This is a genomic window from Opitutia bacterium (genome assembly GCA_016217545.1).
Classification (GTDB): domain Bacteria; phylum Verrucomicrobiota; class Verrucomicrobiia; order Opitutales; family Opitutaceae; genus Didemnitutus.
On sequence record JACRHT010000012.1, the window covers coordinates 613464 to 639078 of the forward strand.

The 25615-nt window shown below is 67.2% G+C and carries 21 protein-coding genes; 8 read left to right on the plus strand and 13 right to left on the minus strand.

Annotated elements, in window-relative coordinates:
• Positions 1-84: 84 nt before the first annotated feature.
• Positions 85-2856, minus strand: a complete 2772-nt coding sequence (locus tag HZA32_09490) for a TonB-dependent receptor (GenBank protein MBI5424313.1) — start codon at positions 2854-2856, stop codon at positions 85-87.
• A gap of 381 nt (positions 2857-3237) precedes the next feature.
• Between HZA32_09490 and HZA32_09495 the strand changes: the two genes are divergently transcribed.
• Positions 3238-6693 (plus strand): hypothetical protein, encoded by a 3456-nt coding sequence (locus HZA32_09495; GenBank protein MBI5424314.1) that lies wholly within the window; start codon positions 3238-3240, stop codon positions 6691-6693.
• 81 nt (positions 6694-6774) lie between these two features.
• On the opposite strand, the gene HZA32_09500 is transcribed toward HZA32_09495, so the two are convergent.
• The 5 genes from HZA32_09500 to HZA32_09520 form a co-directional block, all read right to left on the minus strand.
• The gene (locus HZA32_09500; protein ID MBI5424315.1) at positions 6775-6966 is read right to left on the minus strand and encodes a hypothetical protein; all 192 of its coding nucleotides are present in this window, start codon (positions 6964-6966) and stop codon (positions 6775-6777) included.
• Between the two features lie 3 nt (positions 6967-6969).
• A complete protein-coding gene (locus tag HZA32_09505; protein ID MBI5424316.1) occupies positions 6970-7383 on the minus strand; it encodes a hypothetical protein in 414 nt (137 codons plus the stop codon).
• 5 nt (positions 7384-7388) lie between these two features.
• On the minus strand, positions 7389-9221 hold the full coding sequence (locus tag HZA32_09510) for a carbamoyltransferase (GenBank protein MBI5424317.1): 1833 nt from the start codon (positions 9219-9221) through the stop codon (positions 7389-7391).
• Positions 9218-11572, minus strand: a complete 2355-nt coding sequence (locus tag HZA32_09515) for a hypothetical protein (protein MBI5424318.1) — start codon at positions 11570-11572, stop codon at positions 9218-9220. Before HZA32_09515 ends, HZA32_09510 begins: the two co-directional genes overlap by 4 nt.
• 135 nt (positions 11573-11707) lie before the next feature.
• Entirely contained in the window at positions 11708-11953 is a 246-nt protein-coding gene (locus HZA32_09520) for a hypothetical protein (protein ID MBI5424319.1), read from the minus strand.
• 115 nt (positions 11954-12068) lie between these two features.
• Here HZA32_09520 and HZA32_09525 point away from each other — a divergent pair, with 115 nt between their 5' ends.
• The 4 genes from HZA32_09525 to HZA32_09540 all read left to right on the plus strand — a co-directional run bounded on the left by HZA32_09525 (position 12069) and on the right by HZA32_09540 (position 17251).
• Complete coding sequence (locus HZA32_09525; protein MBI5424320.1) at positions 12069-13481, plus strand: sigma-54-dependent Fis family transcriptional regulator; 1413 nt, start codon at positions 12069-12071, stop codon at positions 13479-13481.
• A 165-nt stretch (positions 13482-13646) separates the two neighbouring features.
• Positions 13647-15302, plus strand: a complete 1656-nt coding sequence (locus HZA32_09530) for a hypothetical protein (protein MBI5424321.1) — start codon at positions 13647-13649, stop codon at positions 15300-15302.
• A gap of 65 nt (positions 15303-15367) precedes the next feature.
• Positions 15368-16702, plus strand: a complete 1335-nt coding sequence (locus tag HZA32_09535; GenBank protein ID MBI5424322.1) for a sensor histidine kinase — start codon at positions 15368-15370, stop codon at positions 16700-16702.
• Positions 16703-16870: 168 nt separating this feature from the next.
• The gene (locus HZA32_09540; protein MBI5424323.1) at positions 16871-17251 is read left to right on the plus strand and encodes a response regulator; all 381 of its coding nucleotides are present in this window, start codon (positions 16871-16873) and stop codon (positions 17249-17251) included.
• A 24-nt stretch (positions 17252-17275) separates the two neighbouring features.
• Here HZA32_09540 and HZA32_09545 read toward each other — a convergent pair whose 3' ends face one another.
• The gene (locus HZA32_09545) at positions 17276-18373 is read right to left on the minus strand and encodes a galactose mutarotase (protein ID MBI5424324.1); all 1098 of its coding nucleotides are present in this window, start codon (positions 18371-18373) and stop codon (positions 17276-17278) included.
• A gap of 131 nt (positions 18374-18504) precedes the next feature.
• Between HZA32_09545 and HZA32_09550 the strand changes: the two genes are divergently transcribed.
• On the plus strand, positions 18505-18807 hold the full coding sequence (locus HZA32_09550; GenBank protein ID MBI5424325.1) for a PAAR domain-containing protein: 303 nt from the start codon (positions 18505-18507) through the stop codon (positions 18805-18807).
• Positions 18808-18825: 18 nt separating this feature from the next.
• Here HZA32_09550 and HZA32_09555 read toward each other — a convergent pair whose 3' ends face one another.
• Positions 18826-19656, minus strand: a complete 831-nt coding sequence (locus tag HZA32_09555; protein ID MBI5424326.1) for a hypothetical protein — start codon at positions 19654-19656, stop codon at positions 18826-18828.
• Positions 19657-20033: 377 nt separating this feature from the next.
• Between HZA32_09555 and HZA32_09560 the strand changes: the two genes are divergently transcribed.
• A complete protein-coding gene (locus HZA32_09560) occupies positions 20034-20540 on the plus strand; it encodes a RidA family protein (GenBank protein ID MBI5424327.1) in 507 nt (168 codons plus the stop codon).
• Between the two features lie 363 nt (positions 20541-20903).
• A complete protein-coding gene (locus HZA32_09565; GenBank protein MBI5424328.1) occupies positions 20904-21440 on the plus strand; it encodes a hypothetical protein in 537 nt (178 codons plus the stop codon).
• Positions 21441-21579: 139 nt separating this feature from the next.
• On the opposite strand, the gene gndA is transcribed toward HZA32_09565, so the two are convergent.
• From gndA to HZA32_09590, 5 genes are all read right to left on the minus strand, one after another.
• A complete protein-coding gene (gndA, locus tag HZA32_09570; GenBank protein ID MBI5424329.1) occupies positions 21580-23088 on the minus strand; it encodes an NADP-dependent phosphogluconate dehydrogenase in 1509 nt (502 codons plus the stop codon).
• Between the two features lie 143 nt (positions 23089-23231).
• The gene (locus HZA32_09575) at positions 23232-23531 is read right to left on the minus strand and encodes a hypothetical protein (GenBank protein ID MBI5424330.1); all 300 of its coding nucleotides are present in this window, start codon (positions 23529-23531) and stop codon (positions 23232-23234) included.
• A gap of 103 nt (positions 23532-23634) precedes the next feature.
• Positions 23635-23958, minus strand: coding sequence for a cupin domain-containing protein (locus HZA32_09580; GenBank protein MBI5424331.1), 324 nt, complete (start codon positions 23956-23958; stop codon positions 23635-23637).
• A gap of 27 nt (positions 23959-23985) precedes the next feature.
• Positions 23986-24594: a kinase inhibitor gene (locus tag HZA32_09585; GenBank protein ID MBI5424332.1), complete on the minus strand. Its 609-nt coding sequence runs from the start codon at positions 24592-24594 to the stop codon at positions 23986-23988.
• A 71-nt stretch (positions 24595-24665) separates the two neighbouring features.
• Positions 24666-25544 carry a helix-turn-helix transcriptional regulator gene (locus tag HZA32_09590; GenBank protein MBI5424333.1) on the minus strand — a complete coding sequence of 293 codons (879 nt, stop codon included), beginning with the start codon at positions 25542-25544 and terminating at the stop codon, positions 24666-24668.
• Positions 25545-25615: the final 71 nt, after the last annotated feature.

Consider the following 25615-nt stretch of genomic DNA (forward strand, 5'->3'; position numbering starts at 1 on the left):
TGAGGGAGACGGCGGAGATGACGCGGCCACCAGCTTAGAACTGGTGGCCGCGCGGAAACAAACGGGGACTCAGGGTCCCGGGAATCAGAACTTGTAGGACGCGCCGACCGAGTAGGAAGCGCCGTATTTCTGATAGTTAATCACCTTGCGCGGGTCGTTGTTGTCGTAGGTGACCAGCGGCTCGTTGTTCAGGTTGTAGGCCTGGGCGAGCAGGGTGAGGTTCTTGAGCGGGCCAGTCTGGAACGTGTAGCTGACTTGGGCGTCGATGGTCTTTTCCGGCTGGGCGACGGAGAAGCCGCCGTTCGGGTTGACGTCACCACCGCGGCTCGGGGGTCCGAACGTGGTGATGTATTGGCGGTTCGAGGAACGATACTTCTCGCTCAGGCGGGCGGAGAAGCCGTGGCGCTCGTAGTAGACCGTGAACGTGGCGACCTTGCGCGAATAGCCGGAGATCGGCATGTCGGGACCGGTGGGGCCGAAGGGCTTGACCTTCGAGTCGGTGTAGGCGCCGTTGGCCCAGATGCCGAAGCCCTTGATCTCCTTGAAGAACAATTCGCTGGGGAGCGAGACGGTGGCCTCGACGCCGCGGAGCGAGCCGCCCGTGCCGTTGACCGGCTGGGAGATGATGCCCTTGCGGAGAACGGGTTCCGGACCGGATTTCACCGGGTAGCCGGTGAAGTCGGCAATGGACATCTGCTCGTAGATGTAATTCGTCAGCTTCTTGTTGAAGCCGGCGATGGCGATGTAGCCCTTGTTGTCGGCGAAGTAGCGTTCGATCGAGACGTCGATCGAGTTGGCCGCCCAGGGCTTGAGGGCCGGGTTGCCGCCGCCGCCGCTCCACGGGCTGTTGGTCGAGGAGGACGCGAAGGTCGGGTCGTAGCCCCAGGTGCGGGAGGCGCGCATATCATACATGCGCGGACGGGCATATTGGCGGGCGACGCTGAAACGGACGAGGGTGCTCTCGGCGACCTTGAAGTTAAGGGCCGCGTTCGGGGCAGCCTGGTTGTAGGTCGCACCGGCGGAGACGGCGTTCAAGCTGCTGCCGCTGGCGGAGAAGCCCTTCGACTTTTGGTCGGTGTGGATGCCGCGGACACCGATGTTGCCGGTGACCGGGATGCCGCCCCAGTTCGTCTCGAGGTTCAGCTGGACGTAGGCCTGCGTGATCTTCTCGTCGACGTCGTAGCGGTTGGCGACGATGCCGGTGTCGTTGTTGGCGGTGAAGCCGTAGATGTTGCTGTTGAGCGCGGCGAGCGGGTCGAAGGCATAGATCGAACCGAGGCCGAGGAAGCCCATGTCGGTGGTGCCGATCTTGGCCGGGAGCGGCATGGTGACCTGACCGTTCGGCGTGTTGATGTAGCCGGAGGGGCCTTCACCTTCGCGCTTGTAGCGGTCGGAGTAGAAGGCGCCGACTTCGACGTCCTTGAAGACGGCCGGGAGGGAGTGCTTGGTGGAGGCCTTGATCTGGCCGAGTTCGTCCTTGGACTTGAAGTATTTCAGGTAGCCATACATGCCGCCGCCGGGGAGGGAATCCGGGCCCCAGCCTTGCGGGTCGGAGAGCTTGAGGATGCTGCCGTCAGCGTAGTTCTTGGTCGGGGTGATCGTCGGGATGCCACCGGGGACGAGCTTGACCGTGACGGAATCAGCCGTGGTGAACGGCGTGCCGCGCTGGCTGAGGCCGGCGTAGGTCTCGAGGTTTTGGTCGGTGCGGGTGATCTTGGAGTAACCACCGTCGATCTCGATCGGCCACTCGGACTTCTCGTTGATCTTGATGTTGGCGCCGATGGCGAGCGGGGAAGCGTCGCGCACGAACACGTCGTTGCGGATGATCGGCATGACGTTGGTGAGGGTGGCGTTCGTGATGAGGCCATTGGACACCGTGTAGCCGGACTGCAGGGAGGCGGAGCTCCAGAAGGCCAGCGGAATTTCCATGCCGCGGAGGAGCTGCTTTTCCTGGAAGTCGGATTTGAAGAGGTCGAACTTCGCATGGAAGTTCTCGTTGGGCTTGAACTCCAGCACGAGCATCATGCTCTTGCGGTCCAGAATCGAATTGCGGACATAGGACTTCGTGCCGCCGAGAGCGAACGCTCCGTTCGAATCGGTCGGATAGCCCCACGCCTGGAATTGCTGACCGGCCCAGGGCGTCTTCGAGTAGGTGACACCGAGACCGATGCCGACCTTGCCGTCCGCCAGCTGGTCAATGTAGGTCAGGCCGAAACGCTCGCCCTTGGCGCTGATGCCGGGGGTGAGCTGGCCGAGCTGATTCCATTGATAGTAGCCGTTCATGTTGACCTGACGCTTGCCCTTCGAGAGGGGGTTGTAGGTCTGCATGTCGATCGTGCCGCCGATGCCGGCGCTGGTGAGGCGCGCTTCCGGCGTCTTATAGACCACGACGCCGTCGAAGAGCTCGGCCGGGTATTGGTCGAACTCGAGGGCGCGATTCAAATTGGTCGAGACCTGCTCGCGACCGCCGAGCGTGCCGACGGTGAAGTCGGCGGCGAGACCGCGGAGGCTGATCTGCTGGCTGCGTCCGTTGGTGCGCTGCGCCGCGAGGCCGGGCAGACGGGTGAGGGCGTCGGCGATGGAGACGTCCGGCAACTTGCCGAGGTCTTCCGGCGCGATCACTTCCGTGATGCTGACGGCGCTCTGCTTCTTGTCCGCAGCGGCAGCGAGCGATCCGCTGAAGCCCGCACGGACTTGATAAGCGTCGAGGACGACGACGTCGTCCTTCTTCTTTTCTTCTTCAGTGGCAGCGGCCGCTTGCGCGTAAGCCGACAAGGCCGTCTGCGAGAGCAGCAGGCCGGCGACCAGACCTCGATAGAGGAACCGGCGCGATTTCTGATGGTTGTGGGTGTGCATGGTGGGGGGATAAAAATCCGACAGCAACAAGGGTGGGGAGGGGTTAACAGCGAGAGGCGGACAGCAACCGCCTTTCTGGATGCTGCGACAAAACTCCGGTTCGCCGCCGCTCGCGACTGGGTTTCGCCGCAGAAAACCGAGATGGTTCGGACAACTCTTAGGTGACGGCCAGACCGGCCGCCGACCAGCCTCGCACAGGAGCACGCGGCCATTTCCCCTCTGAAAACCGCCCGGACGGCCACGACGAGACCCGGCGGGAGCCCTGCACCACCGCGGTTAGCCCGACCTCGTTTTCCTAAGATTTTTCCCGGCCTTGGAAGTCTTCTCGCGCCCGCGTCGTTTGACGCCCCCACCGGCCTGCGCGACCTTGCAGGCCTCCCCATGACGTCCCACCCCCCGTTCCGTCCGTGGCGCGCGTGCGCCATGCTGTGGTTGCTCTTGGTTGCCGTCGTCGCCACGGCCCAAACCGTCGCTCCGATCGTCGTGCCGCGCTTCACCCATCCCGGTGCCGGCCAGACGATCTACATCCTGATGCCCGACCGCTTCGCCAACGGCAACCCGGCCAACGACACCGGCGGCATCCCCGGCGGCCCCGAGGAGCACGGCTACGATCCGACCCGCACCGGCTATTTCCAAGGCGGCGACTTCCCCGGCCTCATCGGCAAGCTCGACTACATCGCCGGTCTCAACGTCACCACGATCTGGACGACGCCTCCCTTCAAAAACAACCCCGTCCAATCCGGCTCCGCCGGCTACCACGGCTACTGGATCAACGACTTCCTCAACGTCGACCCCCACTTCGGCACCAACGACGACTACCGCACCTTCGTCTCGCAGGCCCACGCGCGCGGCCTCCGCGTCTACCTCGACATCGTCGTCAACCACACCGGCGACGTCATCACCAACGCCGAAAACAAGTTCTCCTACATCGACACGAAGACCGCCCCCACGCGCGACGCCTCCGGCCAACCCTTCGACGAACGCGCTGCCGCCTACAACGGCCTTCCGCCTTCGCCCTCCGGGCTACGGCGAGACGACGCGAATCCCGCCGAAGCCTCGGCGAAGGCGGAGTTCCCCGCGCTCGACGCGAAAACCTCCTTCGCCCGCCCGCCCGTGCTCCCGCCCGGCAAGGAACACCTCAAAAACCCCGAGTGGCTCAACGACGTCACGCTCTACCACAACCGCGGCAACTCCACCTTCGCCGGCGAGAGCGCCGGCCGCGGCGACTTCGGCGGCCTCGACGACGTCATGACCGAGCACCCGCGCGTCGTCCGCGGCTTCATCGACGTCTTCGGCCACTGGCTCGAGCAAGGCGTGGACGGCTTCCGCATCGACACCATGCGCCACGTCAACGCCGCCTTCTGGCAGGCCTTCAACCCCGCGCTCCGCGCCAAGGCCCGCGCGCTCGGCCGCCCCGACTTCCTCCAATTCGGCGAAGTCATGCAGGAAGCCATCGACGTCGCGCACCTCGCCGAGTTCTCCACCAACACCATGGCCGCCGACGCCACGACCGATTTCTCGTTCGCCGGCGCCGCCCGCAAATTCATCTCCCAAGGCGCCCCCGCCGCCGGCCTCGCGGACTTCTTCGCCCGCGACGACTACTACACCGACCACGACAGCAACGTCCACTCGTCGGTCACGCTCCTCGGCAACTACGACATCGCCCGCTGGGGCTACTTCCTCTCGCAGGACAACCCCGGCACCTCGCTCGACCAACTCGCCGACCTCGCCCGCCTCGGCCACGGCCTGATGTATTTCGTCCGCGGCATGCCCGTCCTCCACTACGGCGACGAACAAGGCATGATCGGCGCCGGCGGCTGGGATCAACAAGCCCGCGAAACGATGTTCCCCTCGCGCGTCCCCGCCTACGTCAACGCCAAGCTCCTCGCCACCACCCGCACCGGCGCCGACGACAAGTTCGACCCCACGCACCCGTTCTACCGCCTCTTCGCCCAACTCGGCCAACTCCGCCGCGACCACCGCGCCCTCCGCACCGGCGCCATGATCGTGCGCCCCACCGCCGAGCCGGCGCTCTTTGCCTTCTCGCGCGTCGAGCGCAGTGAACGCATCGAATACCTCGCCGCCTTCAACGCCTCCCGCACCACGCCGCTCACCGTCACTGTGCCCACAAGCCAGCCCGCCGGCGCGAAATTCACTGCGGTCTTCGACTCCACCTCGGGTAGCCCGCAATCAGGTAGCCCGCGACCTCCGGGCGCGGGTGCTCCCGCCACTCAGGAAAAAGCCTCGAACTCTGCCTCCATCAACCCGCGCTCGGAGATCGCGGGCTACCCATCGACACCGCTCGCCGCCGACGCAACCGGCGCCGTGCGCGTCACGCTCGCCCCGCTCCAATTCGCCCTGTGGCGCGCCGACCGCCCCCTCGCCGCACCCGCCACCGCTCCGACCATCGCCCTCGTCACGCCCGCCAGCGGCACCGCGCTCACCTTCACCTCGCGCGAAAACGACGACCTCGTCTTCCCCAACCGCCGCGAAATCCGCGCCGAAGTCGGCACCACCGACGGCGTCGCCGAAGTGACCTTCGCCCTGACGCGTGCCTCGCGCCCCGGCCAAGTCGAACTGCTCGGCACCGACGACGCGCCGCCCTACCGCATTTTCTGGGCGCCGCCCGCCGACCTCGCACCGGACGAGAAACTCGAATTCACCGCCACCGTGAACGACCTGCGCGGCCACGTCGTCGCGACGAAAATCTCCGACCTCACCATCGCGCCCTCGAAGGGCCAGCCGATCCAATTCGGCATCGCCCACGCGCAAAGCCCGACCTTCACCGCCCAACCGCCCGCGCAACTCGCCGTCGACTTCGGCGCCGAGCTGAAACTCACCGCCGCCGCCACCGGCTCCGGCGATCTCGAATACCAGTGGTTCTGCAACGGAGAACTCATCCCCGGCGCCACCGCTGCGACCTACGTCGTGCCGCACGCCGTCACCGCGCACAGCGGCAGCTACCGCGTCGCCGTGCACAACCTCGCCGGCACGACGCTCAGCGCCGAAACGCGCGTCACCGTCGGCACCGCCCGCCTCGTGCGCCACACCGCGTTTCCGTCGCGCCACGCGGATCCGCGCACGATCGACGTCTGGCTCCCGCCCGGCTACGACGCGAACGCCACCGAGCGTTACCCGGTCATCTATTTCCACGACGGCCAGAATCTCTTCGACCCGCGCCTCGCCTACGGCGGCACGACATGGGGCATCGACGAGGCCATGCACCGCCTCATCGCGACCGGCAAGACGCGCGGCGCGATCATCGTCGGCCTCTGGAACAACGGCCTCACCCGCTTCCCCGAATACATGCCGCGCAAAGCGGTCACGACCGCCGACCTCGGTTTCGGCGTCGGCAACCAGCGCATGCCCGCCGCGATGATCCGCTCCGACGAATACCTGAAATTCATCGTCGAGGAACTGAAGCCCTTCATCGACCGCACCTATCGCACGCTTCCCGACCGCGCTCACACCAGCATCGCCGGCTCCAGCATGGGCGGACTGATTTCCGGCTACGCCCTCGCCGAATACCCGGCCGTCTTCGGCGCCGCCGCGTGCGTCTCGACGCATTGGCCCGCCGGCGACGGCTGCGTCGTGGACTACTTCGCGCAACACCTCCCGCGCGCCGGCGCACACCGCCTCTACTTCGACTTCGGCACGGCCACGCTCGACGCGCTCTACGAGCCGTTCCAGCAACGCATGGACGCCGCCCTGCGCACGCTCGGCTACACCGAAGGCCGCGACTGGCTCACCAGGAAATTCCCCGGCGCCGAGCACAACGAGAAAGCCTGGTCCGCCCGCGTCGATCTCCCGCTCGAATTCCTGCTCACCGCGCCGTAGCGCCGGCTTCCCCCCGGTTCTTTTTCTCCGCCTGTCATCGCGAGCCCGACACCGTCGGGCGTGGCGATCCAGCCGTCTTCCTCAGAAAATCGTGTAGATGAACGGCGCCAGCCCGCTGCCGCCGAGCACCACGAGCACGCCGGCCAGCAACAGCACGAGGATGATCGGCGTGAGCCACCACTTCTTGTTGTTGCGCGCGAAATCCCAGAACTCGCGGAAAAACCCGCGCTGCTCCTGTGCGGCCTGTTGCTCGAATTCGTTCGGGGCTTTCACGGTTCAGTATTGACGGAAGTAGCTCGCGGCACGCGGCGTCCCATCCCGGCGGTGCCAGTAGGAATCGGCGCGCGACGCGTCGGTTCGCTGCATGGCGTCGTGCCGGCGCAGGCGAAGGAGAAATCCGATCGGAGTCAACAACCCGAAATAGAGCGCCGCGAGCACCACGGTAGACACGACCCAGCCGATCGGGAACGTCACCCACATCAGCAGGACGTAGAACCGCCGCAGACCCTCGCGCCACACCGCGCCCACCGCCGGCACCAGCGCCGCCGCGATCCAGCACGCGACCGCGATGTTCGGCCGTTCCTCCAGCCATTGCAGCCAGCCCGCCACGCCCACGAACACCGCCCACGCCGCCGCGAACACCAGCAACTGGCGCGGCTTGGGCTGACGATCGATGCGGACGAGGGCCATGGCGTTCAGTCGATTTCGAAGTTCTTCAAGTGCGCGCGCGCATCCACGCGGTTAGCCGCGGGCTGCTCTTCCTTGCGCAGAATAAAATCTCCGACGACGAGCGCATCCATGTCCGTCGCCATGAAACACCGATACGCATCCGCCGGCGTGCAGACGATCGGCTCGCTGCGCACGTTGAAGCTCGTGTTGATCATCGCCGGGCAGCCCGTCGCGCGCTGAAACGCCTCGAGCAGTCGCCGGAATCGCGGATGCCGCTCCATGTCGACCGTCTGGATGCGTGCGCTGTAGTCGACGTGCGTGATCGCGGGCAACTCCGACCGCACTTCGTTCACGCGCGCCAATCCCGCTGTCGCTGAACCCGCCGGCGCACGCCGCCGCTCCTCGCGCACCGGCGCCACGAGCAGCATGTAGGGACTCTCCACGCCACGCGGCAGCGCGAAGTGATCCGCCGCGTGCTCCGCCAGCACCACCGGCGCGAACGGCCGGAACGACTCCCGGAATTTAATCTTCAGGTTCATCGTCGACTGCATCTCCGCGCGCCGCGCGTCGCCGAGAATGCTGCGCCCGCCGAGCGCGCGCGGGCCGTATTCCATGCGGCCCTGCACCCAGCCGACGACTTTGCCGTCCGCGATCAGCCGCGCCGTCTCCTCGCACAACGCCGCCTCGTCCGCCGCGCGCCGAAACACCGCGCCCGCACCGCGCAACGTCGCCTCGATCTCCGCCGCCGCAAAATCCGGCCCGAGCAGCGACCCGTGCTGACTGTCGCGCGCGGCCGGCACACGCGGTTTCTCCAACAGCTGATGCCAAACGAACAACGCCGCGCCGAGCGCGCCGCCCGCGTCGCCGGCCGCGGGCTGGATCCAGATGTTTTCGAACGGCCCCTCGCGCAGCAGCCGGCCGTTGCCCACGCAATTCAGCGCCACGCCACCCGCGAGACACAGGTTCTTCAAGCCGGTCTGCGCGTGGAGCTGTCGCGCCATGCGCAGATAAATTTTCTCGGTCACCTTCTGCACCGACGCCGCGAGATCGAACTCGCGCTCCGTCAACGGCGCTTCCGGCCGGCGCGGCGACCCGCCGAAGAGCGCGTCGAACTTCCGCGACGTCATCGTCAGCCCCGTGCAATAGTCGAAATACTCCAGCGCGAGCCGAAACGAGCCGTCCGGCCGCAGCTCGACGAGTTTTTCCAGAATGAGATCCACGTAGCGCGGCACGCCGTAGGGCGCGAGGCCCATGAGCTTGTATTCGCCGCTGTTGACCTTGAAGCCGCAGAAATACGTGAACGCCGAATACAACAGCCCGAGCGAGTGGGGAAACCGCAGCTCATGCGTCAGCTCGACGCGATTGCCGCGCCCGACGCCGAGGCTCGCCGTCGCCCATTCGCCGACGCCATCGACCGTGAGAATCGCCGCCTCCTCGAACGGCGAGGGGAAGAACGCGCTCGCCGCGTGCGACTCGTGGTGCTCCGTGAAAACGTAGGGCCGCCGATACGCGCCGCCGAGCCCGTCGTTCATCGCGCGCGTGAGTTGGAGCTTCTCGTGCAGCCACACCGGAGCCGCCTGGAAGAACGATTTGAAGCCGCGCGGCGCAAACGCGAGGTAGGTTTCGAGCAGTCGCTCGAACTTCAGCAGCGGCTTCTCGTAGTAAACGACGTGGTCGAGCTGCGCCGCCGTCAGTCCCGCGCGCCGCAGGCAAAAATCCACCGCGTGCTGCGGAAAGCGCGCATCGTGTTTCTTCCGCGTGAACCTCTCCTCCTGCGCCGCCGCGACGATCTCGCCGTCGACGACGAGCGCCGCCGCCGAGTCGTGGTAGAAAGCGGAGATGCCGAGGATCGCCGTCATGCGCCGCGTAGTTGTTTCAGCAATTCGTCGATCGACGCAATCGTCTCCGCGTCTCCCTCGATGACCGCGAGCCGCCGCGCGTCGGCGAGATGCTCGAGGCCTTCGAGAGGCCGCTTGAGATCGAACAACCGCCGCGCCAGCCGCAGCTCCAAGCCCGAATTCACCGGCCCGCTGCGCTCCGCCGCGCGCAGAAAACGCACCTGCGCCTCGGCATCGCCGCGCGCTTCGGCGAAAAGTGCCGCGCGCAGGTTGTTCGCCTGGTTGCGCGATTGGTGGTCGACGGTCGCGAGGGTGGCTTGCTCAGCCGCTTCGCGCTTTCCGGTCTCGAGCAGCAACGCGACGAGCTCCTCCTGCGCCGCCTGCTGCCCGGGATCGCGCTCGAGAATCGCCCGCAGCTCCCGCTCGGCGCCGGCGTTGTCGCGACCGCGCAATTCGCGCGCGCGGAAGAGCCGCGCGTTCGCGTCGTTCGGGACTAGCGCGAGCAGCGCGTCGAGATGCCGCCGGTAATCCTCCGGGCGCTTCGTCCGGGCAAAGAGATCGCCGAACGCCGGCGCCAGCGCCACCTGCTCGCGCGGCGTGCAACGCGCGGCTGTCGCGCGGAGCAGCTTTTCCGCCTCATCGTAACGACCAAGCCGCGCCAGCTTGATGGCCTCGTCGGCTGCGAGCGCGTAGCTGTAGGGCTGGAGCTTCTGCACGCGCTGCGACGCCGCCAGCGCGCCCGGCAAGTCGCCGAGATCGTCCGCGATTTCCTGTTCGAGCTTCGCGAGATCAGCACTCTCCGGATCCGACGCGACCGCTGCGACAATCACACGCTTCGCCGTCTGCAGCGCCGCCGGGCTTCGGCTCGCGACCTGCGCCATCGCCAGCTCGCGGCCGAGGCGCGCCATGTCTTCGGGGTAAGTGACCTGATTGGGAAACGGCGGGCTCTGCACGATCGGCGCGAGGCGCTGCAGGACATTGAAGCGTTCGCGCGCCGTGTAGCCGAGCGCCGCGGCGGCGGCGTTCGCGTCGAGAAACACTTTATTCTCCGGCGTCGGCAACAGCGCGACCGCGCCTTCGGCCATCGCGCGCGCGACGCGGGAATTGCCCTCCCAATCGAAATGCACGTGCTCGAACAACAGTTCGCGCCCGGCGATCGGCGCCGTGGACTCCGGGTCGGCGCCGAGCAGCCGCGCCGTATCCACGAGCCGCACCTTGCCACCTTCCGCGGCGACGGCGCGCACGATGTCGTTGACGCGCGGATCGGGCCGGAAACGCAGCGCGTCCCAGTGCAGCGCCTCGACGAAGAACTTCCGCGCTTCGCTTTCGCGTCCGGCTTGGAGCTCGAGCGAACCGAGCAGGAAGAGCGTCTCGGCGTGGTGCGCATCGATCTGCCGCGCTGCCTCGAGATGCGCGCGCCCCGACGCCGTGTCGCCGAGCTTCCACGCCACGCGTCCGGCATCGAACTCGCGTTGCCAGCGCGCCAGCTCGTCGCCGGCGAGGTCCGCGCGATGCAGCGAGAGCAGCGGCGGACAATCCTTCAGGTTCGCCACGACGGTCGTGAGCAGCACCGGCGCTCCGGCGTCGTTGGCCACGCGCACAATGTCGCGGAGGTTCTGCTCGAAGTTGCGATAGACCGTCTCGAGCCGCGGATCGTCGCCTGCCACGGCTTGGTTCACGAACATGCTCATGCCGCCCCATTCGACGGCCTTGGAGCGCGTCGCGACTTTCGCGAACAGCGCGCCGAGCAGTTGTCCGGTGCGCGTCGACTTCACCGCCACGCTCGCGCGGATGACCCACAGCGGCGGCGAACTCGACAGATACGCGCAGCCCGGGCCGTAGGGCCCGACGACCTCGTTGTTGCCGAGATAGACGACGAAGAGGTCAGGCGAAAACGCCGCGAAGCCGCGCGCGATCTGGTAAACCGCGTGCGAGTTGATCGCCACGACGCCGGCGTTGAGAACCTCGATGCGCCGGCCGGGATACAGCGCGCGGAGCTGCGCGCGCAGCTGCGGCGCGAAACCGAACATCGGCGCCGGCACGCCCTGCGCCGCCGATTCGCCGAGCACCACAACGCGCAGCGTGTTCGCGGGTTTTTCCCGCGCGACGCGGAAGTTCAGCGGCCGCAGGTCGAAACTCTCCGGCATGAACAACCGCACGTAGTCCGGATTCGTGCGAAACATGCCTGGCTCGCGGTCCGGGATCAGAAATCCGGTCGGACGCCCGTAGCCCGCGACGCGCAGCCCGATCTCCAATCCCACCACCAGCAACGCGGGCACCGCCACGAGTGCCAGCGCGCGGAACACCCACAGCCGCACGCCAGTGGTCGCGGACACGGACCGCAGCGGGGCATCGGGGCGGGGCGCACTCATGGGGGAAGGGCGCGGAGGATGCGCGACCCCGCGCAGCCGTGTCAACCGAACCGCCGCGCCCGCCGTTCAACATCCGGGAGTCCGCGAAAGCCGATGTTGCGTAATACGTATTTCGGCCGGGACGCCGCCCGGTCCTCAAAGCGCCGGCGGCCGGGACTCGGACTCCGCCAACTCCCGACGCGCCTCGGCCAACTGCGACACGATGCGCGCCTTCATCGTGTCATCCCACTGCTTCGCTTCGGCGTGAAGCTGACGGTCCTCCAGCCAGGCGATGTGCTCGCGCAGTCGTTGGAGCTCGGCCGGTCCGTGCGGCTTCTTCGTGCGCAGACGCAGCACGACCAACAGCGCCGTCGTCATCACGGCGACGAAAAGGAGGGCCAAGGCTTCCGGCATCGAAAACCACCGTGCACGCGACCGGCCGCCCGGCAAGCCGCCGCTGCCCGCGCGGGAGCTTTGGCGTTGAAGTCGCGCGCAATCCGTCCGGCAATCGCCCGCGATGCGCTCCGAAACTGCGCTCCCTGCCGGCAGCGAGGTGCTCCTCCTCGAGGACGACGCCGCGCTGCGCAAACGCCTCGCGGCCTACCTCCGTTCGCTCGGTTGCGAGATCACCGAAGCCGCCGATCTCGCCAGCGCGCGCCGCCTGCTCGCGGACCTGCGCTTCGATTTCGCGCTCGTCGACCTGCACCTGCCCGACGGCGACGTGCTCGAACTTTTCCGCCGCGGCGCGTTTTCGGAAAACACCGCCGTCGTCGTCATGACCGCGTTCGGCGGCGTGCGCGAGGCCGTCGAGGCGATGCGGCTCGGCGCGAGCGACTACCTCGCGAAACCCTTCGAGTTCGACCAGCTGCCGCTCGCGCTCCTGCGCGGTCGCCGCGGACACATCGCCGCGCGCCGCGAGGAGCACCGCGAAACGCCCGAGGAATTTTTCTTCGGCGAAAAGCTCGCCGGCCTCCGCACGCAGCTCGACTCGATCCTCGCCGCGCTCGCGCGCCTCGAAAAGCGCCTGCCGCCCGTGCTCATCGAGGGCGAGACCGGCACCGGCAAGAGCCTGCTCGCGAAATGGCTGCACGCCCACGGCCCGCGCGCCGCGCAACCGTTCGTGCGCGTGAACTGCGCCGCGCTGCCCGAGCAACTCGCCGAGTCGGAGCTCTTCGGCCACGAGCGCGGCGCGTTCACCGATGCGAAGAAAGGCCGCCTCGGGCTGTTCGAAGCGGCCGACGGCGGCACGCTGTTCCTCGACGAGATCGGTTCCCTCTCGCTCGCGACGCAGGCAAAAATTCTCACCGCCATCGACGACGGAAAAATCCGCCGCCTCGGCGCCACGCGCGAGACCGCCGTCGACGCGCACCTCATCGCCGCCAACAACCAGCCGCTCGACGCGCTGGTGCGCGCCGGCCAGTTCCGCGAGGACCTCTATCACCGGCTCCATCTGCTGCACGTGACGCTCCCGCCGCTGCGCGAGCGCGGCACCGACATCGTGCCGCTCGCGCGCCACCTGCTCACGCGTCTCGCCCAACGCCACCGCCGCGGCAACACCGCGTTCTCACCCGCCGCGGAGCGCGCGCTCGTCGCCCACGGCTGGCCCGGCAACCTCCGCGAGCTGTCGCACGAGATCGAGCGTGCCCTGATCTTCAGCAGCGGTCCCACGCTCGACCTCGCCACGCTCAGCGCGCCCGCCGAGGCAACCGGCGACGCCCCCGCCGCGACGACGACCTGGCGCAACCCCGCGTGGCGCATCCCGGAGAACGGCTTCGCGCTCGATGACGTGATCGAGTCGCTCGTGACCGACGCGTTGCGCGAGACCGACAACAACGTCTCCGCCGCCGCACGCCGCCTCGGCGTCACCCGCGAATTCCTCCGCTACCGTCTCGCCGCGCGCCGGCAAACGCCGCCGGCGAATGGGGGCTGACCACCACCTGTGCGCGCCCGGGCACGGCGGGATTGGGTGTAGCCACCCAGCGCGAAGGCAGCGCCGCGCGGCTCGTTTTCCGCCAAAAATTTTCTAAGCTCATCTTCCGCAAGCATCTCGTGCCGCTCTTCGCCGGACGGCACGTTTCCGGCAATTGTCCTCCGCATGAAATCGCTCTCCCCGCTGCCCCTTCTGCTCTCCGCGTTCGTGTTGTCGGCCGGCGCCGCCGACCAAACCAGCGCTCCAGCACCCTCGTCGTCCAGCGACACCGTGCGGGAAACGCCCCGCAGCTACACCGACCACACGTCGACCATCCAATACCGCGTCGACACCAACTTCCCGAACTATCATCCCTACTACGGCTCGCACATCGGATCGCCGCTCATGAACAGCTATTCGGGAACGATCCAGATCGAGCGCCGGCGCATCTTCCTGCCTCCGACCCCGCCCGCACTCGGCGAACCTTTGCGCGGCGATAAAACCGGCCAAACGCTCGCCAGCCTCACGCTGCCTCCGACCCTGCGCAGCTACATCTACGAAATCTTCTACGCGCCGCTCAGCGCGCTGATGTTCTCGGAGGATCTCTCGCGCAAACGCCGCGAAACGCTCGACGCCTATCTCGCCGCGCGCACGCAGGCCGTGACCGCGCTCCGCGCCAAGCTCGACTCATTGGCCGGCGCCGATCCCGACACCCGCAGCCGCGAACTGACCGCGTTCGCGTCGACGCAAGCCGCCGCTCTCGCCTCCCTCGAAAGCACCGCCGAGAGCATCCGCGACAACCTCGTCAACGGCTCCCTCTTCCAATCCGGCGTCGATTGGAACAACCTCCGCGACTGGCGCCTCGGCGACGACACCCGCTGGGAATCCCAGGCTGACGAGATCAAGGTCATCACCGGCTCGGTCTTCTTCCAGGAAGGCCTCTCCACGCCCCAGCGCCTGCTCCTGCGCGAACTCGCGATGGAGTTGTCCGACAGCCTCCGCTCACCCGATGCCGAGATCGCACTCAACGCGCCCGGACCGTATCTCTACTTCTCGCCCGCCGCCGCCCGCATCCGCCTCCCGGCCAATCTCCCGCCGGAACTCGACGCGAAGCTCGACGAATACCGTGCGAAGAAAACCGTCCTGAAAAAAGAGCTGCGCGACGCGCTCTATCGCGGCGACCGCGCTTTCTGGGAATCCACCCGCATCAACGCCCTCAAGTCCCTCGCCGCGAAACAAGCGCCTGAATTCGCCGCGATCGAACAGCTCGCCGAGGAGATCCGCGTCGGCCTTTCCGCCTTCCCGAATCCCGCGCGCCCCGCCGCGCTGCCCGTGCCGCCCGCGCTCCTGAAGCGCATCGCCGCCTACATCGGCGAGAAGGCCGCCTGGCAGAAGGCCATGGTCGAAAAACAATCCGCCCTGCGCGCCCTGTTCCCCGACGACCGCATCGAATTCTCCCGCTCCGAGGGCCGCCCCGCGCTGCAAATCGTCGCCAGCCGCCGCTCGAAGCCCGAGCTGAAGACCAAGCGTGAAGCCGCCCAGGCGGAGCTCGCCACCTTCAACGCCAGCCAGCGCAAATCCTACGACGCGCTCGTGAAGGAGAAGGAACTCGTCAGCGCGGAAATCCTCCAAATCGCCGGCAGCCTCGCCAGCCGCGCCCCGGTCAAGAGCATCGACCAGCTCCTCGTCGAATTCGGCCACTCGCTCGGCCAGCAGGAAAACTGGCTGCGCTACGCCGACTACGAGACCGCCGTGCTGCAACCCGGACTCTCGCCCGAGCAACGCCGCCTGCTCTTCGGCGCCGCGCTCGAGAAGCTCGACCTGCCGCTCACCGAACGCTGAAAACCGTCGCCCGCCAGCTCCTCCATTCGATCACCGCCCGGCCGGCCATCGTCGCCGCCGCGGCGGTGCTCGCGTTGACGGCGGTGTTCGCGGCGCTGCTCCTGCCGGCACGACGGGAGCTCCGCGAGGAGATGCAGCGCACACTGATCGAACGCGCCGGCGCGATGCTGCACCCGATCACTTTGCAGCGCTTCGGCACGGGCGCCCCGGCGGGCTCGCCCGCCGATGCGCTTCGCTCCGTGCTCCAAAGCGCCGATCAACCCGGGATGCTCGCCATGGCGGTGTTCGATGCCGACGGCACGCTCGTGCAGGCCGTGCCGGCTTCGCTGCCGTTCGTCGACCTGCCGCCCGCCGACTACCTCGAACTCACCAAACTCGAGCCGATCAGCCGCTATCACCCGGAGTTCATGCTGCACACCACCTTCGGACCCGACGACACGCCGCTCGAGAGCGCACCGGTGCTCGAAGTGCTGCTTCCGTTGCATCGCACCGGCGACACGCAACTGGCGGGCGTCGTGCAGTGCTGGCTCGATGCCCGCGCGCTCGCGCAGGACCTCGCCGCGATCGAGCGGCGCATCGCCAGCCAAACCCGGACCACGCTCGCGATCGGCATCGCGCTCGTCGGCCTCGTGGTCGGCCTGTCCTACTGGCGGCTCGCGCACGCCCAGCGCGAAATCGCGGAGCGCAACGAGCGCCTGCTGCGCACCAACCTCGAGTTCTCGCTCGCCGCCAAGGCCTCGGTGCTCGGCCAGATCACATCGCACCTCTTGCACGGCTTGCAGGCGCCCGTCGCGGGCCTGCGCGCGGTGATGGCATCGCGCGGACGCGATGAAACCAGCGACGACTGGCAAACCGCCGCCGACTACACCTCGCGCCTGCAACACATGATCCAGGACACCGTCGCGATGCTCGGCGAGCGCGACGCGCACGTTTCCTATGACGTCAGTGCGACGGAGTTCGCGGCGCTGCTGCAGGAGCGTCATCGCGCCAACGCCGCGACGCGCGGTGTGGCCCTCGCGTTCTCCGCCGCGGAGGCTTCCGGCGTCCTGCCGAGCCATCGCGCCAACTTGCTGGCGCTCGCCGCCTCCAACCTCATCGAGAACGCGATGGAAGCCAGCCCGCGCGGCGGGACGGTCGCGGTGTCGATCGGAGTGGAAGGCGACGCGTGGCGCGTGCAAGTGGCCGACACCGGCCACGGCCTGCCCGCCAACGTGCGCGCACGGCTGTTCGCGCCGGGCCAGACAACCAAAACCGGCGGCACCGGACTCGGGCTCGCCATCAGTCATCTCCTTGCCCGCCAGATCGGTGCGGAATTGACGCTGGTCGAAACCGGCGCGCACGGGACCCGTTTCGACCTCACGGTGCCGCTGCACCCGCCCACTGATTCATCTGGGGGCTGACCCACCTCTTCCGCCGTTCTTCTTCGGGTCATTATCCCGAGATTCACCGGATATTTCCCTAATTTTTCGTGGAGGAGCGCGCTTGCTTGCCAAAGAGGTGACTTCCGGCGGTAAGTGCGGGGTTGTGATCCAGGCTCCCACAGCGCAGGCGATCGAAAAATGAGCGGCGTGAAACGTCTCTCCGTGCTGATCGTGGACGACTCCGTGCCCATCCTGGAGTTCGTCTCCGAATTGCTGCGTCGGCAGGGCCACTCCGTCGTCACCGCGCGGTCCGGACGTGAGGCCGAAACCATCGTCGATTCCGTCGCGGTCGACGTGTTGATCACGGACATCCTCATGCCCGACGGCGATGGGATCGAGCTGCTCAACCGACTCCGGCGCGGCGGGAAGAAAATCGCCCGCATCGTGGCGATCTCGGGCGGTGGCCGCTACGTCGACTCGGAAAACTGCCTCTCGATCGCCACCGGTGCCGGCGCGCACGCCGTGCTGCGAAAGCCATTCACGGACGTCGAGCTGTTCGCCGCGATGGAGCCGGCGGCCACGGCGTGACCCGCGTCAGGAGCCACTTCCGGCTCACTGCGCGGTGAAGGTGAACACGGTCGTGGTGCGATAGGTCTTACCCGGGCGCAGAATCGTGTTCGGAAACGCCGGCTGGTTCGGCGAATCCGGGAAATGCTGCGTCTCGAGGCAGAACCCGCTGCGGTGCGGGTAGGCGACGCCGCTTTTGCCCACGTTGGTGCCGTCGAGAAAATTGCCGCAGTAAAACTGGAGGCCCGGCTCCTCCGTGTGCACTTCCAGCACGCGACCGGTTGTCGGTTCGGAGACGCGGGCGGCGAACGCGAGCTGCCGCGCGGGACCGTCGAGGACGAAGTTGTGATCGTAGCCGCCGGCGAATTTCAGCTGGTCGTGCGGCGCGTTCACGCGCGCGCCGATGCGATGCGGCGTCGTGAAATCGAACGGCGTGCCGCCGACGGAAGCGAGTTCGCCGATCGGAATCAGCCCGGCGTCGACCGGCGTGTAGCGCGAGGCGTTGAGCGTGAGTTCGTGGTCGAGGATGTCGCCGCGACCTTCGCCCTTCAGGTTGAAATAGGAATGCTGCGTGAGGTTCACCGGCGTCGCTCGATCGGTCGTGGCGGTGTAGTCGACGCGGAGGCGATTGTCGTTTGTCAGCGTGTAGACGACGGTGACATCGAGGTTGCCCGGATAACCTTCCTCGCCGTCGCGGCTGAAATAGCGGCAAGTGAGCGTCGGCGCGCCATCGAGCACCTCGGGCACGGCGGTCCAGAGCACCTTGTCGAAGCCGGCATCGCCGCCGTGGAGGTGGCAGGGCTTGCCGTTGGGCAGGTTGTTCGTCGCGAGCGGATGGACTTTGCCGTCGAGCGTGAAGAGGCCGTTGGCGATGCGGTTGCCGAAGCGGCCAACGATCGCGCCGAAGTAGGGTGTGGCGCGGACGTAATCCTCGACGCGGTTGTAGCCGAGCACGATGTCGTCGAGCTTCCCCGCTCGGTCGGGCACGAAAAGCCGCACGACGATCGCGCCGTAGTCGGTGATATCAGCGCGTGCACCGCGCGTGTTGGTCAGCGTGTGGAGCGTGGCCGCGCGGCCGTCGGGCAAGTGACCGAACGGAGCGGAGGCGATCGCAGCGGAAACAGGGGAGGATGGGACGGGCATGCGGAAGCGGAGGACAACGCAACCGCGAGTGTTCCGCACTCCCGGCGATCGTCAAACGCTAGCGCGAAATGCGCGCGTCAAGGCGGGAGCTGCGCCATTGACCGGAAGCGCTCGCCTCGCACCCTCGTCCCATGCCTCCCGCCGCGCGCCTCACGGATTTCCATCAATGCCCGATGCAGACTCCGGCGTTCCCCGCCCCCATCCCGCACGTCGGCGGACCGATCATCGGCCCCGGCGAGCCGACCGTTCTCATCGGCGGCCTGCCCGCTGCCAAAGTAGGCGACATGCTCGTCTGCGTCGGCCCGCCCGATTCGATCATCAAAGGCTCCTCCAACGTGATGATCGCTGGCATGCCGGCCGCGCGCATGGGCGATCAGACCGCGCACGGCGGACAGATCATGCTCGGAGACTTCACCGTGCAAATCGGCGGCTGAGTCCGCGCGCCGCGCGGCTCAGTTGATCCGCACCATCGCGCCGCGCACGACCGTCTCACCCGACGCCGAAAGCTCCGCGCTCGCGCTCCCGCGCGCCACCAAGGCGGTCTGCGCGGCGAGATTCACCGAGAGCCCGTTGACCGCGATCACTCCGGCGCTGTGGAGCGAAATGCCCTGCGCGTCGAGCCGGACGCTGTTGCCGTGCTCGTCGGTCAAACCCACCGCGACTGCCGCTGTGCCGAGTTCGAGCGTGGTGAGCCAATTTCCCTCGGCGATCAGATGCTCGACCCGCCGCACCGGCACGACTCCGCAAAATGCCGCCGCCAATCCGGCGAGCACGACGCGGTCGCCCGGCAGCACGCCGGCGCAGCCGCGAAATTTCAGCGTGCCTGTCGTGGCGAGCGACGCGCCGGTGGTGTTGGCGAGCTCGACCGCTTCGAGGTCCTGGCCATAGGTCAACGTGAGCACCGGCTCGCCAGCGGACGCGACCGGGAGCGGCGCGCCGACACACGAAAAGCCGCACGTGGCGCCCGTCGCTTGCTGGAATTGAAATTCGAGCGCGTGAACGCGCCCGGAGAAAATCGGCTGGAGCGCGCCATCGTAGCCGGCGCTGACTTCGATCTCGTCGCCCACGCTCGCGCTGGGATTCTCCTCCGCGAAAACGAGCCGCGCTTTCGGCGCCGCTCCGAGCGCCGACTCGACCAAAATCGAACTCAGGCGCCTCTCGTCCGCCATGCGGCGTCCAGCCACGGACACGGCGAAATTTACGACGGCGCCCGCGCTCGGCCCCGCTGGCGGGAGAGGATTCTGTTTTTGCGGATCGGAGGGCGAGTCGGACGGAGTGGACATGCGTGTGCGGGGTGGGGATCGGTGCGCGCTGAGTGTCACCGCCGCCCCCGCGTCGTCAAACGCTGCCGCTACTATTTCGCGCCCCACACTGCCGCCGCGAAACGACGCGGAGCGCCCGCCTCGCGCGAACCAGGCGGGCATCCGAAGGCGTCTGGCCCGAACCGGAGTGAATCCGTGCAGAACCCAGGCACGCCGCCACTCGTCACGTTTCCGCTCACTTGGTCGCAGGCGTCTGGCCTCGCAGGACGGGGAATCGCGTTCATTTGGCGGTCGGACCGGCGCGTGAATCGCCGAACCGGCTTTCGCCACATCCAACGATCCTCCCGATGAAAAATTCGCTCCTCCGATCCTCGCTCCTCTCGCTTGGCCTCTTGTCCATGCTTCTGCTCCGCGCCAACGGCGCGCCCGTGGAAATCGCCACGCCGCACGGCAAGGTCGTTTCTCCCAACCCGGAGCTGCACCGGGTTTACTACGACGAGTGGCATTTCGCGCCGGTGCGCGTCGAAGGCGACATGGTTTACGCGGCCGGCGTGGCGGCGGTCGCGGGCGAGCGCCCGGACGAGATGGGCGTGCTCGATCTCCCTAAACTGGAGAATCTGTTCCGCCGCGCGTGGCGCGACATCCAGATGCATCTCGAGGCGGCCGGCAGCGGGACGGACTGCATCGTGGAGATGACGTCGTTCCATGTGTTCGACTCGCCGCATTTCAAGGGCAGCAAATGGGATCACATCAACGCGTTTCGCCGCGTGAAGGATGAGTTCGTGTCCGCCCCGTATCCCGCGTGGACCGGCATCGGCGCGGCCTCGCTTTTCCCCGACGGCGGCATCGTGGAGATCCGCGTCGTGGCGCGCCTGAAATCCGCCGCCGCCAAGCCGGCGCGGTAAACGTCGCGCGCCGGCGCTCAACCGAAGCGCGCGCGCAGTCCATCGGCAGCATGTCGTTGGTCGGCGCGAGGCGGAGAGGAAACAGACAGTTCCCGCCCGTGTTTTGACCAAATATTGTCCAGATATTTTGTCCAATTGGCGGATGGTATCGCGTTTTATTCTGGCTACTTGCGTGAGCCAACGGCGCGATTCTGACCAGATACTTTGTTCAATCTAGCGCGGCCAATCCAATGAAGCAGCAGATGCGAAGTGGTATGTCTGGACGGCTCGGACCGGCTCGCCACAAGATGGCTTTTTTCCCTAGGTTTCGCGTGGCCTGTGTTGCTCTTGTCGCGGGCAAACCGAGAGGCTATTCCCGGCGACATGGACCCAGCGGAACTGCCTTTGATCGTTCGAAAGCCGATCTGGCCAGCGGCGGCCGTGGTCGTTGCGGCGACCGCCGGTGCCGTTTATTTGGTGAGACTCCCCAACATCTACTCGGACCCTTTGCGGTTTGGTGCGGTATTCGTGCTTTGGATGATCGTCTCAGGCGGTGTGGGACACATTTTTCAACGGAAACCCGCCCTCGAGATATCCGCCGACGGTATCGCCGCCGCCGAGTGGGGCAGCACATTCATTCGTTGGGAAGAAATTGATCGTGCGTTTGTCGTCAGCCGCAAAGAGGGCGACTACCTTTGCCTCACGTTGCTTCGCCCCGACGATTATTGCGCACGCGGTGGTTCGTTGGTTCGGTTGCTGGTGACAGCTTCTCGCACTGCGGGACTGGGGGACTTGAATCTCAGGCCCTCAGCCTTGCACTTGGATACGAACGAAACGCTGCGGTTGCTCAACCAACTCGCGAGCTGGCACCGTTCGGAACTAAAACCTCTCGCTTCCGCCGTGCGGTATCGCACGGATTGAAGCAACGACCGCCGCTCGCGACGGTCGCTTCGACAACCCACCAAAATGCGATCTGGGCCAACAAAAAGCGCGACCGTTGCGGGCCGCGCTGAGGGGAAATGAGATCGCCTGCGGGCAGGCTCCTACAGTCGAGCCGAGCTCATGCTTCCAGCTGCGGTCTGGTCGCTTCCGGCCAGTCCACATGGAAGAACTTGCCGCGCGGCTGGTCCACGCGCTCGTAGGTGTGCGCGCCGAAGTAGTCGCGCTGCGCCTGGAGCAGGTTCGCCGGGAGGCGGGCCGAGCGGTAGCTGTCATAGTAGGCGAGGGCGGACGAGAACGTCGGCGCGGCGACGCCGTATTCGGCGGCGAGCGAGACGACTTTGCGCCAGTTTTCCTGCGCGGCCTTCACGGTCTTGTTGAAATACGGGTCGAGGAGCAGGTTCGCGAGGTCCGGGTTGCGCGCGTAGGCCTCGGTGATTTTTTGGAGGAACGCCGCGCGAATGATGCAGCCGCCTCGCCAGATCTGGGCGATCTCGCCGAAGTTGAGCTTCCAGTTGTATTCCTTCTGCGCGGTGCGCATGAGCTGGAAGCCCTGCGCGTAGGAGCAAATCTTCGAGCAGTAGAGGGCGTCGTGGATCGCTTGGATGAGCGCCTTCTTCGAACCGCGATACTGTTTCTTCGCCGGGCCTTTGAGAATCTTCGAAGCGGCGACGCGCTCCTCCTTGATGGCGGAGATGCAGCGGGCGAAGACGGACTCGGCGATCGTCGGGGCGGCGACGCCCATGTCGAGCGCGTTGACCGAGGTCCATTTGCCGGTGCCTTTTTGGCCGGCGGTGTCGAGGACGACGTCGACGAAGGCCTTCTTTTTGGTCTTAGGGTCCTTCTGCTGGAGGATGTCGGCGGTGATCTCGATGAGGAAGCTGTCGAGCGCGCCCTTGTTCCATTCGGCGAAGATCGCGGACTGTTCGGCGGCTTTGAGGCCGAGGAGGCCGGACATCAGCGCGTAGGCCTCACAGATCATCTGCATGTCGCCATACTCGATGCCGTTGTGGACCATCTTCACGTAGTGGCCCGCGCCGTTCTCGCCGATGTAGGTCGTGCAGGGCACGCCGCCCTTGACGGGCTGGCCGGGCTTGGCGCCGGGGATGGGCTTGCCGGTCTTCGCGTCCACCTTGGCGGCGACGGCTTCCCAGATGGGCTTCAACTCGGCGAAGGCCGCCGGATCGCCGCCGGGCATGAGCGACGGGCCGAAGCGCGCGCCTTCTTCGCCGCCGGAGACGCCGGAGCCGATGAAGCGGAAGCCTTTTTCCTTGAGCGCCTTTTCGCGACGGATCGTGTCAGTCCAGAGCGCGTTGCCACCGTCGATGATGATGTCGCCCGGCTCGAAGACCGCGGTGAGGCCGTCGATGACGGCGTCGGTGGCCTTGCCGGCCTGGACGAGGATGATGGCCTTGCGGGGCTTCGCGAGCGACGCGGCGAATTCCTGCAGCGTCTTCGTGGCGACGAGGCCGCCGGGCGTGTTCGGGTTATCGGTGACGAACTTGTCGGTCTTCTCGACGGTGCGGTTGTAGACCGAGATCTGGAAGCCGTGGTCGGCGATGTTGAGCGCGAGGTTCTGACCCATGACGGCGAGGCCGATGAGTCCGATGTCAGAATGCGTCTTGGCCATAAGGGGAAGGAGTCGGACAAGGTAGTCCAGCCCCCGGCCAAGACCAAATCAAAAGCCGGTCAACCCGTTGCTTTATTACGCGCGGGCACCCGGAAGTTCACCGGCGAACGACCCCGTGGCGCACCGCGGCCCGCGCCGCCTTCTCAGGGCGCCTTGTGCTGCTTGTTGGAGTAGGAGCCCGCGCTCGGGAAGAACGGCGCGATCTTGTCCACGACCGGCGTCAGCCACTTCGGCTCGTTGCGGTTATAGACCCACGAGAAGAACACGATGCTCACCACCACGAAGACGATGACGCCGAGGACCACCTTGTTCATCTGCGCCACCTTGCGCAGGATGATGATCGCGATCACGAACGCCGCGACGCCGATGCCGAGCTTCAGCCAAGTGGCGGGCGGGATCTTTTGCGCGGTCTCGAGAGCGGAGGCGGCAAGCGGGAGGAGCATGTTCCCACCGCTAGCGCGAACGGCCGGCGAGACGAGCGGATTTTAGGGCGCCGGGGAGTTTCACCAGGCTTTGGCAAAGCACCACCGACGCCCCGCGCGCCGACTACCGAAACTCCGGCCGCGGCGGCGTGAAAACCTGCAACTCGTCCGCGTCCTCGAGGATTTCGATGCTGTGCTCGACTCCAGCCGGGATCGCGTAGCTGTCGCCCGGTCCGAGTTCGCGTGCGTCGTCGCGCGTCCGCACGCGCGTGCGACCGAAGAGGAGGTAGCCGATCTGCTCGTTGGGGTGCGAATGGAACGGGACCTGGTTGCCGACGCGGTAGTGCATCAGGGCCATCATGGATTGCGGCCCGCTCGCGAGCAGGTCGAACGCGACGTCGAACGATTTTCTTTTCAGCGCCTCTGCAGCGCGGGTGACGTGGATCATGGGAATTTTTCTTCCGCGCCGCGCGGCTCAGGGTTCGTAGTGCGCCGTCAGCGTCGCGCGGCCGAGCGAGTGCGTGTGCACGAAAAAACCCACCATCGCCGCGCTCGCGTCATCGGGCAGATCCAAGCGCGCCACGTCGAGGGCGTGCACCGTGAAGATGTAGCGGTGCCTCTCGCCCGCCGGCGGCGCGGCGCCGCCATAGCCCGGCCGGCCGAAATCCGTGCGCATCTCCCGCGCGCCCGCGGGCAGCACGCCACCGGCGCGACCGAGCCCGCGCGGCAACGCGCGCACCTTCTCCGGCAGATCAATCACGACCCAGTGCCACCAACCCGAGCCGGTCGGCGCATCGGGATCGTAGAGCGTCACGACGAAACTCTTCGCGCCGGCGGGCGCGTTTTCCCAATGCAGCTCCGGCGAGAGATTGCCGCCGTGCCGACCGAAGCCGTCGAGCACCTGCGCCTCCGGGAGCGCGCCGCCGTCTTTCAGATCGGCGCTGAGCAACCGAAAGCTGTCGCTCGCGCCGGCGCTGGGCGTGAGATCCTTCGCCGCGAAGGAGAAGGCGATGAAGCCGATCGTGATCGTCGCGACGAGCGCGCGACCCGCGAGGCCGGCGAGGGAGGGCAGGGGACATTTCATGGCGGCGCGCAACGTAGCGCATCCCGCCGGATCGCGCGCGCCGGCTTCGCTCAAAACGCGCCCCGCCGCGCTCAATCCGGCCCGCCCGCGCGCAGCTCGCTCGGACTTTGCCGGAAGTGGCGGCGGAAACACGCGGCGAATTGCGAGACGCTGTCGTAGCCCACCTCGAGCGCCACCTGCACGACCGGCAGCTCGCTCGATTGCAGGAGCACGAGCGCGCGCCCCATGCGGACTTCCTGCAACAGACGGCGGAAATTCGTGCGCTCCCGCTCGAGGCGGCGGCGCAGCGTGGCCTCGCTCATGCCGAGCTGTCGCGCCACCTCGCCCGCCCGCCAGCGCCGGGCGGCGTCGGAACCCACGAGGCGGCGCACGCGCGTGGAGACGCGGCTCAATTTACTCAGGTCGAACCGCAACCCGCACTCCGCCAGCCCGAGCAGCACCTCGCCGAGTTGGTGGCGCAGCAGGCGCGCGGGCACGGCGGAGGCCTCGTTGCACGACGCATGGGCGCGCGCGAAGGCTTCGCGGAGGAATGCCGGCGGCTGCGCGAGCACGCGCGCTCCTCCGACCGGCGTGAGGCGCTCGGCGGGCTGTTCGAGCTCGGCGCACAACGCGGAATCGATCGAGAGGCTTTGCCCGACGAAGGGCCCGCTCGCGGGCAGCGAATTCAGGACGCCGATCTCGCAGCCGCCGTCGAGCAACACCATCTCGCCCTCGCGGGCGACGATCTCGCGTCCGTCGAGCCGCAGGAGTTTGCCGCCGGCGCGGATGAGCACGAGCGTGGGGAACTCCACGAACACGCGCCACAGCGGGCAACCGCACTCCTGCACCACTTGCAGCGCGATGCCGAGGCCGGGGCGGACGTGGAGGACACGCCGTTGCTCCTCGGCGGACAGCCGGGGCGGACGCGCGGCGCCGGCGGGCGCGGGACGACGACGGGCGGGAGAGATCACGTCGCGGTTGTGCCCGGATTTCGCGGAGCTGGGAAGCCCGTGGTGCGTGCGCCGCGGGATTGAGCGTTTGC

Coding starts and splice junctions, on each gene's coding strand:
- HZA32_09495 (MBI5424314.1), top strand. CDS start 3,238: ATGACGTCCCACCCCCCGTTCCGTCCGTGGCGCGCGTGCGCCATGCTG.
- HZA32_09555 (MBI5424326.1), bottom strand. CDS start 19,656: ATGTCCACTCCGTCCGACTCGCCCTCCGATCCGCAAAAACAGAATCCT.
- HZA32_09545 (MBI5424324.1), bottom strand. CDS start 18,373: ATGCCCGTCCCATCCTCCCCTGTTTCCGCTGCGATCGCCTCCGCTCCG.
- HZA32_09580 (MBI5424331.1), bottom strand. CDS start 23,958: ATGATCCACGTCACCCGCGCTGCAGAGGCGCTGAAAAGAAAATCGTTC.
- HZA32_09515 (MBI5424318.1), bottom strand. CDS start 11,572: ATGAGTGCGCCCCGCCCCGATGCCCCGCTGCGGTCCGTGTCCGCGACC.
- HZA32_09565 (MBI5424328.1), top strand. CDS start 20,904: ATGGACCCAGCGGAACTGCCTTTGATCGTTCGAAAGCCGATCTGGCCA.
- HZA32_09525 (MBI5424320.1), top strand. CDS start 12,069: ATGCGCTCCGAAACTGCGCTCCCTGCCGGCAGCGAGGTGCTCCTCCTC.
- HZA32_09560 (MBI5424327.1), top strand. CDS start 20,034: ATGCTTCTGCTCCGCGCCAACGGCGCGCCCGTGGAAATCGCCACGCCG.
- HZA32_09490 (MBI5424313.1), bottom strand. CDS start 2,856: ATGCACACCCACAACCATCAGAAATCGCGCCGGTTCCTCTATCGAGGT.
- HZA32_09575 (MBI5424330.1), bottom strand. CDS start 23,531: ATGCTCCTCCCGCTTGCCGCCTCCGCTCTCGAGACCGCGCAAAAGATC.
- HZA32_09530 (MBI5424321.1), top strand. CDS start 13,647: ATGAAATCGCTCTCCCCGCTGCCCCTTCTGCTCTCCGCGTTCGTGTTG.
- HZA32_09550 (MBI5424325.1), top strand. CDS start 18,505: ATGCCTCCCGCCGCGCGCCTCACGGATTTCCATCAATGCCCGATGCAG.
- HZA32_09505 (MBI5424316.1), bottom strand. CDS start 7,383: ATGGCCCTCGTCCGCATCGATCGTCAGCCCAAGCCGCGCCAGTTGCTG.
- HZA32_09585 (MBI5424332.1), bottom strand. CDS start 24,594: ATGAAATGTCCCCTGCCCTCCCTCGCCGGCCTCGCGGGTCGCGCGCTC.
- gndA (MBI5424329.1), bottom strand. CDS start 23,088: ATGGCCAAGACGCATTCTGACATCGGACTCATCGGCCTCGCCGTCATG.
- HZA32_09510 (MBI5424317.1), bottom strand. CDS start 9,221: ATGACGGCGATCCTCGGCATCTCCGCTTTCTACCACGACTCGGCGGCG.